This window comes from uncultured Shewanella sp. (assembly GCF_947491715.1).
Classification (GTDB): domain Bacteria; phylum Pseudomonadota; class Gammaproteobacteria; order Enterobacterales; family Shewanellaceae; genus Shewanella.
In genome coordinates, this window is sequence record NZ_CANLKR010000027.1 from 71400 (window position 1) to 81522 (window position 10123).

Consider the following 10123-nt stretch of genomic DNA (forward strand, 5'->3'; position numbering starts at 1 on the left):
ATCTTGACTTTGCATTATTCAAAGCCAGACAACATAAATGTTAACTGCTGAAAATTGTGGTTAATGCCAAGCCTATCTGAAGCACATATCAAATGTGTTCAACGGGCTTGGCGTGTAAAATCATTATTTTTATTATTATGATTAGTGTGCGTTTGTATTCCTTTTTGGTGTGTGAGTGCGTTGCTGCGTTAACTTATCGGCAAGAATAACCTTGTGGTTTTCAGCCTTTAGCGTAGGACGAGACAGTATCAAATCGGCTGCACGTTCAGCTAACATAATGGTTGGTGAGTTCAAGTTGCCATTGGGTATACTGGGAAAAATTGACGAATCGACGACGCGCAATCCTTGTAATCCATGAACTTTTGTACTGGGATCGACCACGGCCATGTCATCAACGCCCATTTTACAAGAGCAAGAAGGGTGGTAGGCACTTTCTACAGAGCTTCTCACAAAGGCATCAATTTCTTCGTCGGTTTGAATATGCAACCCTGGTTGAATTTCTTCGCCGCGGTAATCATCAAGAGCGGGTTGGTTAATGATTTCACGGGTTAGCCTGACGCAAGCTCTAAAGCCTTCAATGTCGTCTTGATGCTCAAGGTAATTAAACTGAATGCGGGGAGCGACCTTAGGATCTTTTGAGACTAAATCGACACTGCCACGGCTTTTGGGTTTATTATGGCCAATATGCACTTGAAACCCATGACCGGCAAAGGCTTCCTTACCGTCATAACGCATCGCGGCGGGTAAGAAATGATACTGAAGATCGGGCCATTCAAGGTTGGCCTTTGAGCGAATAAAGCCACAAGATTCAAAATGGTTAGTTGCGCCTAATCCACTCTTATTTAAAATCCAGCGTGTGCCGATAAATAGCTTATTTAAAGGGTCGAGTTTACCATTGAGTGAAATGGGTTTTAAGCACTTAAATTGAAAGTAAAACTCTAAGTGATCTTGTAAATTTTGCCCCACACCCGGTAAATCATGTACCAACTCGACGCCAGCTTGTTTCAGTGTGTTTGCATTGCCAATACCCGATAACTGTAAAATATGCGGTGAGCCAATGGAGCCTGCACTTAAGATCACTTCTTTTTGGCAAAAGATGTCTTGTATTTTGCCTTTGCGTTCAACACGGACGCCTTTAGCCTGTTTTCCTTCTAAGAGGACTTTATGCACTAAAGCATGGGTGATGACCGTCAAGTTACTGCGTTTCATGGCGGGGCGTAAATACGCGTTAGCCGTGGACCAACGTACGCCATTTTTAACCGTCATATGCATAGGGCCAAAACCTTCTTGCTGGGCCCCATTATAATCTGACGTGGCTAAATAGCCCGCATCCACACCGGCATCAACAAAGGCTTGATAAAGGGGGTTTTTCATTTCATTACCGTTATTCACGGCAAGGGGACCAGAATCCCCTCGATAATCATTCCCACCAAAGGCCCAAGTCTCGGCTTTTTTAAAATACGGTAGGCAATGGGCGTAATCCCAATCCGTTGCGCCAAGTTGCTGCCACTCATCAAAATCTCTAGCATGGCCACGAACATAAACCATACCATTAATGGATGAGGAACCCCCTAAGACTTTACCACGCGGGCAATGCATTTGACGGTTATCCAAAAAGGGTTCGGGCTCGGTTTCAAATTGCCATGCGTATTTGGCGGTATTCATTGGAATGGACAAGGCAGTCGGCATTTGGATAAAAATGCTTTTGTCACTGCCACCGGTTTCCAATAGTAGTACTTGATTGCTGGGATCTTCCGATAATCGATTGGCTAATACACATCCTGCTGAGCCTGCGCCAACAATAATATAGTCGTAATGGTGTTGATTATTTGAGCCTATCAAAACGGATCCTTAAAATGGACTTTCTAGGGATTGTAATCCCACATAAATGGCTTTTGTTTGGGTGTAATGTTTCAGGGTTTCAGTGCCATTTTCACGGCCGATCCCCGATAACTTATAACCGCCAACAGGCATTTCTGCAGGCGAAGCCCCATAGGCGTTTATCCAACAAATCCCTGCTTGCAATTGATGAATAACGCGATGAGCCCGTGTAATGTCTTGAGTAAAGACACCTGCGGCTAAGCCCATTTCGGTATCGTTTGCGCGTTCGATGACATTATCTTCGTCTTTGAAGGTCAGTACTGACATGACTGGGCCAAAAATTTCTTCACGACAAATGGTCATGTCATCTTGGCAGTCGGTGAAAATGGTAGGGGCAACGAAATAGCCATTTTTGGCATTGTCAGGGTGTAATGAATGCCCACCTGTGAGTAAGGTTGCGCCTTCTTCAATCCCTTTATTGATATAGCCTAAGACCTTTTCTTGATGATCTTTTGAAATCAGTGCGCCAAAATTGGTGGCGGGATCCATAGGATCGCCACAAATAATATTGTCATTGGTTCTCTGTTTGAGCTTTTCAATGAATTGGGGGTAGATATTGTCGTGTACGAATACCCGTGTGCCATTGGTACAAATTTCGCCTTGGGTATAAAAGTTACCTAACATGGCTGCTGAAACGGCATTATCAAGATCCGCATCATCAAAGATAATCAGTGGCGATTTGCCGCCTAATTCCATGGTGACACTTTTTAGATTACTGGCCGCTGAGGCCATGACTTTTTTACCGGTACCCACTTCACCCGTAAAAGAGACTTTAGCAATATCGGGGTGGCTGGTAAGCCATTGTCCGACTTTACCATCGCCTAATACGACGTTAAAGACACCATTGGGCAATCCGGCTTGAGTGAAAATTTCTGCGAGCTTTAATGCGCCTAAGGGGGTTTCTTCTGACGGTTTGAAAATCATAGCATTACCGGCGGCAAGTGCAGGTGCTGATTTCCAACAGGCGATTTGTAAGGGATAATTCCATGCGCCAATGCCAGCACAAATACCGAGAGGTTCTGGGCGGGTGTAATAAAAATCGCCACCGACTTGTTGCTGAGTGCCTTCTAAGCCTGCGGCAATATTGGCAAAGAACTCAATGGAGTCTGCACCAGTGACAATATCAACCACACTGGCTTCTTGCCAAGGTTTACCTGTGTCTTTAACTTCAATTTCGGCTAATGTGTCGTTATGTTCACGTAATAAGCTGACCGCTTTAAGCAGAATGCGATTTCGCTCAATCATGCTCATTTTCGACCAAATGGCAAAGCCTCTCTTCGCGCTGTCTATAGCGGCTTGTTGGACTTTCTCATCACTGGTATCGATATGATAAATGATGTCACCCGTTGCGGGGTTGGTGACGGCAATGGGATTACTGTTATCGCTGGCTAAATATTGACCGTCAATGTAACTGTAATAATGCGGTAAGGTCATGATGCGCTCCGTACGACATGAAAGGAGTGTGAGTCAATGGCATAATTGACATAATGAGCCATTTTGGATTTAAAAAAGGCGGGTAATAAAATCAATAACCGACTTAATGTTTTTTTTTCGTTATAAAAAAAAGTGTTAAAGCTAAATATTAAAAATGCAGGCTTGTTTATGTAACTAAAGTTAATGGCCGAGACAAGCGTTGCATTTTGCTTTACATCAGGTGTCCACTTTTTACTATAAGTAATAGTTAAAACGGGATTTGTATTAATTGTTTCATTTATGTTTTTTATCTGTTGCTTTTGTCGCAGTTTTTTTGATGTAAATGGCATAAACAACTTAACTAAAAAAATGGCAAACAACGCCACTGAGCCCTTTTAATGGAGCCGTATATTAATACTTAGAGTTCAAACTATCAACAAAAATAAAAGTCTTTGTCTAGGCCAAATGGAGTCATATGCATAAGCATTTCTTCTTTTAATAATGTTAACTTACTGGTTAGTATTGATTTAAGTTAATTTTGGAAATAGTTAGATGTGAAATTATTATTCAAATGTTTGTTTGAAATATAAGCTCTAAATAGGGTAGCTTTTACTACAAAAAGCCAAATTTAACGGTTTATTGAGCGGTGTGGTGACCGCCTTTTTGTAAAAAAATCGATAAATAAACGTGTCTATTACTAGGGGCTATCACTAGCGTTAAACGGAAAAACAAGACAAACGTAAAATGGGTATAGCAGAAAGAAAACAGAGTAACCTAAAGCCATTCGCTTAAGGTTACTCTGTGTGCGTTTAAGGTGTTTGTTTATTCTCGGGTGCTGTCGTTGATATGAACGCTGAGGTTAAAATTGATTCATGGTATTGTCTTTACCAGAGGCTTTCAGTGCCTGATCCCCTGAGAAATACTCTTTATGATCATCGCCCATGTCAGAGCCCGCCATGTTTTGATGTTTAACACAGGCAATGCCTTGACGAATTTCTTTGCGCTGCACATTCGCCACATAGCCCAACATGCCCATGTCACCGAAATAGTCTTTGGCTAAATTATCCGTCGATAGCGCCGCAGTATGGTACGTCGGTAAGGTGATCAAATGGTGGAAAATCCCCGCTTCACGTGCCGCGTCGGCTTGGAAAGTGCGAATTTTTTCATCGGCTTGCTGTGCTAATTCACTGCTGTCATATTCCACATTCATCAAATCAGCACGCTCATAGGCACTCATGTCTTGACCCGTCGCTTTCATGGCGTCAAACACTTGTTGGCGGAAATTAAGCGTCCAATTGAATGAGGGTGAGTTATTGTAAACCAATTTGGCATTAGGGACGGTTTGGCGAATGGCATTGACCATGGCCCCAATTTGTGCCACATGGGGCTTTTCGGTTTCAATCCACAATAAATCGGCGCCATTTTGAAGAGAGGTAATGCAATCGAGCACGCACCTTTCTTCTCCTGTACCTTGTCTAAATTTAAATAAGCCATTGGGTAAACGATGGGGTTTGACGAGCTTACCTTGTTGCTTAAAGACAATATCACCATTACTGATGTCATCGAGGCTGACTTCTGTGGTTTCTAAGAAGGCATTATATTGCTCACCTAAGTCACCGGGGGTGTTGGTGACGGCAATTTTTTGCGTCAGGCCTGCACCCAATGAATCGGTACGGGCGACAATGACACCATTGTCAATGCCAAGCTCTAAGAAGGCATAACGCACGGCATTAATTTTGGCGAGAAATTCTACATGGGGCACAGTGACTTTACCGTCTTGATGACCGCATTGTTTAACATCAGAGACTTGATTTTCAAGTTGAATGCAGCAAGCGCCTGCTTCGATCATCTGTTTTGCCATTAAATAGGTGGCTTCTTCATTACCAAAGCCTGCATCGATATCGGCAATAATGGGCACGACATGGGTTTCGAAATTATCGATTTTAGCTTGTATGGCTTGCTTTTCATGGACTGGCGCCTTATCGAGCTGGCGAAATAGACCGCCTAATTCACGGGCATCCGCTTGACGCAAAAAGGTGTAGAGCTCTTTGATAAGTGACGCGACAGAGGTTTTTTCATGCATAGATTGATCTGGCAACGGGCCAAACTCAGAGCGCAGGGCGGCCACCATCCAGCCAGATAAATACAAATAACGTCGCTTAGTGGTTAATAAGTGCTTTTTAATGGAGATCATTTTTTGTTGGCCAATAAAACCATGCCAACAGCCTAAGGATTGCGTATATTGTGATGAGTCCGCGTCATAATTTGCCATGTCCTCACGCATGATGTCGGCGGTATATTGAGCAATATCCAAGCCGGTTTTGAATCGGTTTTGCAGTCTCATGCGGGCAACGGCATCGGCATTGATTGCGTTCCAGCTCGTTCCTTCAGCATTAATCAAGCTTGCAGCTTCATCTATCTGGTTTCTGTAGTTCGACATAATAATTCCTTTTTTAACAAATTGATTAGCAGCGTTTGATTACTCATCAAATAGTAGTAATATTACTCTAAATTAGTCTAATTTATAGTTTGTATTTTCGGTATTTATCTTATGAATATATCTCGTATTGATTTGAATTTGTTGGTTTATTTAAATGTTTTATTACGTGAGAAGAATGTTACTCGTGCGGCGGATCAACTGGGGATCAGTCAACCAGCAATGAGTAATGGATTGAAAAGACTAAGAACTTTATTTAATGATCCACTGCTTATTCGCACCAGCCAAGGGATGACGCCCACCGAGCGTGCAAAGGAGCTTGAACCCGCCATCCGCTCACTGCTTATTGAACTGGAAAAAGCAGTCCAACCGCGAGCGGATTTTGATGCTGCCAAGAGTCACCGCGTATTTAGGATCATGGCCAGTGATTATGCTGAAGCCACCTTATTGCCGCTATTAATTGCTCGCCTTCGCAATGAAGCGCCCAATATCATTTTGGATATCATGACCCCCAGTGATGTGAATTTTCCTGATGTAGAGCAAGGGACGGTGGATATGGTGATTAATCGCTTTGACAGTATTCCGCAATCCTTTCATCAAAAAGTATTATGGCGAGATGACTTTAGCTGTTTGATCAATAAAACCCATCCTGTGCTCAATGATTTTCATCTTGAAAGCTATTTAGAGGCGCACCATGTATGGGTCAGCAAAACGGGGATGGGCGTTGGCGTTGGCATGGATCCTGCTGATGTGCAACGCTTAGGTTGGGTTGATGAAGCCTTAACTCGTATTGGTAAAAAACGCCGTATTACCGTGTTTACTCGGCATTATCAAGCGGCCTGCTCCTTGGCTGAACGGCAAGATCTCATTGCCACTGTGCCCAGTAAAATGGCGCGCCTGCAACAGAGTAATCCTAAGGTGCTGATTGTTAAACCGCCGTTTGATATTCTGCCCATTGAGCTCACCATGGCTTGGAGCCCGCTACTTCAGCACAATCCCGGCCACCGCTGGATGCGAGAAATGCTCACCGAAACGGCTCATACTATTGATAAGGGGTAATTTTGTGGATGGCCATCCATAGGTGTGGCCTTCAAAGAGTCTAGTGATATTGAATTGCTGCCGCAGGCTTAAGGTCGTGAGTTTCACACTCACAGTGGGAGGATCTAGAATAGCGTCTAGCGATATTTGAGTTGAATTGCTGCCAGCAGGGTTAAGGTCGTGGATGCCCATCCACAGAAGGGGATCATAAACTAGCGTTTGGTCTTATTCATATTTGATATTCCATTGAGTGCCATAGCAGTAATGGTATTAATCGCTTCCAGCGGGTTTTGTGCAGATACCTCTGCTAGACGCTGTGAAGCCATCCATGGCCGCTTTACGGTTTCATCCTTGAAACCGAAACTAGCAGATGCATCTACACGGGATTGTTAAAGCAAAGACAAAAGCAAAGGGGACGTCTTCGAATTAGCTTTATGGGATAAAGTGTGAGCTATCTCTATGGTTTTATATTGGCTTAGTTTAAAAGTAAACATTATGTTTACATAAGTAACATTTGAGGGTATTTTGTTGGCTGTTTAGGCTTATAGCTTAGCTTGATTAATATTTACATTGCTTAACAATGGGTTAGTTGTGTGCTCTAGCTTAATGATTTGTTTTAAAAAAAGAGTAAGCAGTCTGGAAGATTATCCTGCTGCTGTTGAATAAGCTGTTAGCTGCCTACGAATGGAGAATCGATGAACGCGAAAGAAATTGGACGCAAAGCAGGCAGGGTACTCGAATTCTATTTACCTGATCACTGGATATTTAGATCACAGGAAGATCAAGAAGATTACGGTATTGATGGTGAAATTGAACTTGCTAATGAATCTGACAATGCAACAGGGTTTATCTTTAAGGCTCAAATTAAAGGCCAGAAAGCAGTTTCCATTATCGAAAATGGAACCACTGCATCTTTCAGTCTTAAGCTTGAAAGACTTAGATATTACATGCAAGAAGTAGAGATTCCGGTAATTCTGATTGTTGTGGACGTAACCACAAAAAAAATTTTTTGGAAAAGCCTACAGGATGATGCTCAACTTAGGGAAAGCATGAATTTGGCCTTGGACAATAGCCAGAAGAACATCGCTATTCACATCCCAGTAACCGATACACTACCTGAGAAGGATGAAGAACTGTTAGCGTCCGTCGAAGCCAATATGAACTGGTTGAGGGCAAGCGCACTAAGTAGAATGACCTCACCAATTGAGACCATGATAAAAAAGTCTCCTGATGTGCTTATTGCAGAAATGCTAGAAAAATCAAAGCAAACGAATTTTCATTTGTTTAGTGAGGCCTTTGAAAGGCTCTATGTAAGTGGTGAGTTCGATGCATTATTTGATAATGCTAAGGATGTCTTAAACTCTGCTACTGAAAAAGTAGAAACTAGATTTTGTGCAGGCCTCTATATAGAGCGCGTCTACTTACAAAAGGTAGATCCAAGGTCAGAAGAATATCAAAGATTATGCTTCAATTTGTATGTGTTACTTATAGAGCTGGTTAGAGAAAATAAAGCAAAAGAGTACATTCGTCTATATTCTGTACTATTGCTGCGAAGCATCAGATTAAAAATATCAGTCGATGCCGACTATCACTATTATCTGTCTGCAAAAATGTCAGAGAATGATGACTTAACTAAGTGGGTTGTCGATTTTTCAAGATCTCAAGTGGTGCTAAGGGCTGCAAAGGAAGTTGAGAAAGTTGTACATCTTATAAATAGAATTATCTTCTCAGGAAATAAGTACCTGTTGCTTGAAGCTCTACCTAGAATAGGAACTAAGGTTGCAGTATTTGCACATAGATTGTCTATGGATGGGCTGGATGAACAGTCGAATTACTTATATACATGGATGAAATTTTGTATCGATTTATCCATTGATCTTTCTAAAGAGTTGGATCAAGAGAATTTCATAGCTGAAATACTCGTTTTGAATTCAACCTTTAAGATAAACACCCCAGAAGCGGACTTTCATCTTGATGAGTCCTTTGAGTTATCCAAGCTCATTAAGAATGAATCTATAAAGACTAGTGTTACTGATACGATTGCTAAGATAAAAGCTGATATTAAGAAAAACAATGAAGATGCAACCCCAGAGGATGAGTTAAAGTTTTTTCGTGAAAGGGCAAAAGCTTTAGGGTTCAACTATGACGACCCTAAAGATGAAATGGGTCAGATAATAAAACAAGGACTTAAAGACTATAACCCTGAAAGAGTTATCAAGGATTGTGAGAATCTAATAGTATTCCCTTCTAGTGCGCAAGGAATCCCGGCTAGAATGCTAGGATTACCATCCGCAGCGATGAAGTGGGTGCATTGCATAAAAATGGGACATGCTATGGGAGGCTGGGATTTAGATAATATTTACAAGTCGCCTATTGAAGAATTCGGTTTCAAAAATCAGTATTGTAAAAGCTGTGAGCATAGAAACCCAAGGACTAGCGACTGGCATTGGAATAGTAAATGGCAAAATGAAGAGATGCAAAAACATAAAGAAATTATCACGAAAATTGACTCGATGTGATCAAAGTTAACAAGGCGCTGCTGCCGGACAAGTTTTCCGCTGCGCTCTAAACTTGCCGCAGAGCGCGGCGTTAGCCGTAAAGGAATATATGCCAGCACCTAGTGTAACAATTGCCGATATTGAAAGAGGAATATCTTTATATAACTCAGGCCATAGGCCATGGAGACAAACACTTAACTGTGTTGACTGGTTTATCATGTTTGACTCAAAGTTGTATCCTTTAAAATATACATATGCTTTGGCTGTAAATGAACCTCCGGCTGAATATACAACCAATCAGATGAAGTCAGCTATGAAAGGCGTGCAAATTTCATTTGTGAGCCTTAAAGAGCAACAAGAAGTATCGACTGACTTTGATAAATTAGTAATAGATTCGGTTAAAGATCCAATAGCTCGAAAAAACGTCTTATCGGTTCTAACCCAAAACCAGAAATCACCTTTACTTATCAAGCGAGCTATAAGAGAAACCCTGATGTTGTGGCTGAAGTTCTTGAGCGTGCTGCTGGTGTTTGTGAATGTTGTAATAAACCTGCTCCTTTCAAGAAATCGAAAGATAAAAGTCCTTACTTAGAAGTTCATCATATTATTTTCTTAGCTAAGGGCGGTGATGATACTGTAGAGAATGCCGAGGCTTTATGCCCAAATTGTCATCGACGCAAGCATTACGGCTAACAAGCTGTTAAACAAGGACAAAAACAGTTGGCTTTTGCTCCTTCGTTGCTTATTTTAGCCAACAATTTTTTGCCTCTTAGCGAGGCGTTAGTGCGTCAAGCGAAGCTTGATGCATCTTGCAGGGTGCAAGTCCCTGTCGGGTAAGGTTTAACCCACCACCCGT

Annotated in this window: 7 protein-coding genes; 4 read left to right on the forward strand and 3 right to left on the reverse strand. The window is 41.9% G+C overall.

The window, feature by feature from the left end; translation table 11 throughout:
- Positions 1–141: 141 nt before the first annotated feature.
- The 3 genes from betA to Q0779_RS17115 form a co-directional block, all read right to left on the reverse strand.
- A complete protein-coding gene (betA, locus tag Q0779_RS17105; protein WP_298774381.1) occupies positions 142–1842 on the reverse strand; it encodes a choline dehydrogenase in 1701 nt (566 codons plus the stop codon).
- Positions 1843–1851: 9 nt separating this feature from the next.
- Positions 1852–3315 (reverse strand): betaine-aldehyde dehydrogenase, encoded by a 1464-nt coding sequence (gene betB / locus Q0779_RS17110; RefSeq protein WP_298774382.1) that lies wholly within the window; start codon positions 3313–3315, stop codon positions 1852–1854.
- Between the two features lie 838 nt (positions 3316–4153).
- Positions 4154–5734: an isocitrate lyase gene (locus Q0779_RS17115; RefSeq protein WP_298774383.1), complete on the reverse strand. Its 1581-nt coding sequence runs from the start codon at positions 5732–5734 to the stop codon at positions 4154–4156.
- A 111-nt stretch (positions 5735–5845) separates the two neighbouring features.
- Here Q0779_RS17115 and Q0779_RS17120 point away from each other — a divergent pair, with 111 nt between their 5' ends.
- From Q0779_RS17120 to Q0779_RS17135, 4 genes are all read left to right on the forward strand, one after another.
- Positions 5846–6790, forward strand: a complete 945-nt coding sequence (locus Q0779_RS17120; protein ID WP_298774384.1) for a LysR family transcriptional regulator — start codon at positions 5846–5848, stop codon at positions 6788–6790.
- 674 nt (positions 6791–7464) lie between these two features.
- Entirely contained in the window at positions 7465–9288 is a 1824-nt protein-coding gene (locus tag Q0779_RS17125) for a DUF4365 domain-containing protein (protein WP_298774385.1), read from the forward strand.
- 88 nt (positions 9289–9376) lie between these two features.
- A complete protein-coding gene (locus tag Q0779_RS17130) occupies positions 9377–9859 on the forward strand; it encodes a hypothetical protein (protein WP_298774398.1) in 483 nt (160 codons plus the stop codon).
- Positions 9766–9960, forward strand: coding sequence for an HNH endonuclease (locus Q0779_RS17135; protein ID WP_298774386.1), 195 nt, complete (start codon positions 9766–9768; stop codon positions 9958–9960). Before Q0779_RS17130 ends, Q0779_RS17135 begins: the two co-directional genes overlap by 94 nt.
- The last annotated feature ends 163 nt before the right edge of the window (positions 9961–10123 follow it).

Coding starts and splice junctions, on each gene's coding strand:
- Q0779_RS17130 (WP_298774398.1), top strand. CDS start 9,377: ATGCCAGCACCTAGTGTAACAATTGCCGATATTGAAAGAGGAATATCT.
- Q0779_RS17125 (WP_298774385.1), top strand. CDS start 7,465: ATGAACGCGAAAGAAATTGGACGCAAAGCAGGCAGGGTACTCGAATTC.
- betB (WP_298774382.1), bottom strand. CDS start 3,315: ATGACCTTACCGCATTATTACAGTTACATTGACGGTCAATATTTAGCC.
- Q0779_RS17115 (WP_298774383.1), bottom strand. CDS start 5,734: ATGTCGAACTACAGAAACCAGATAGATGAAGCTGCAAGCTTGATTAAT.
- Q0779_RS17120 (WP_298774384.1), top strand. CDS start 5,846: ATGAATATATCTCGTATTGATTTGAATTTGTTGGTTTATTTAAATGTT.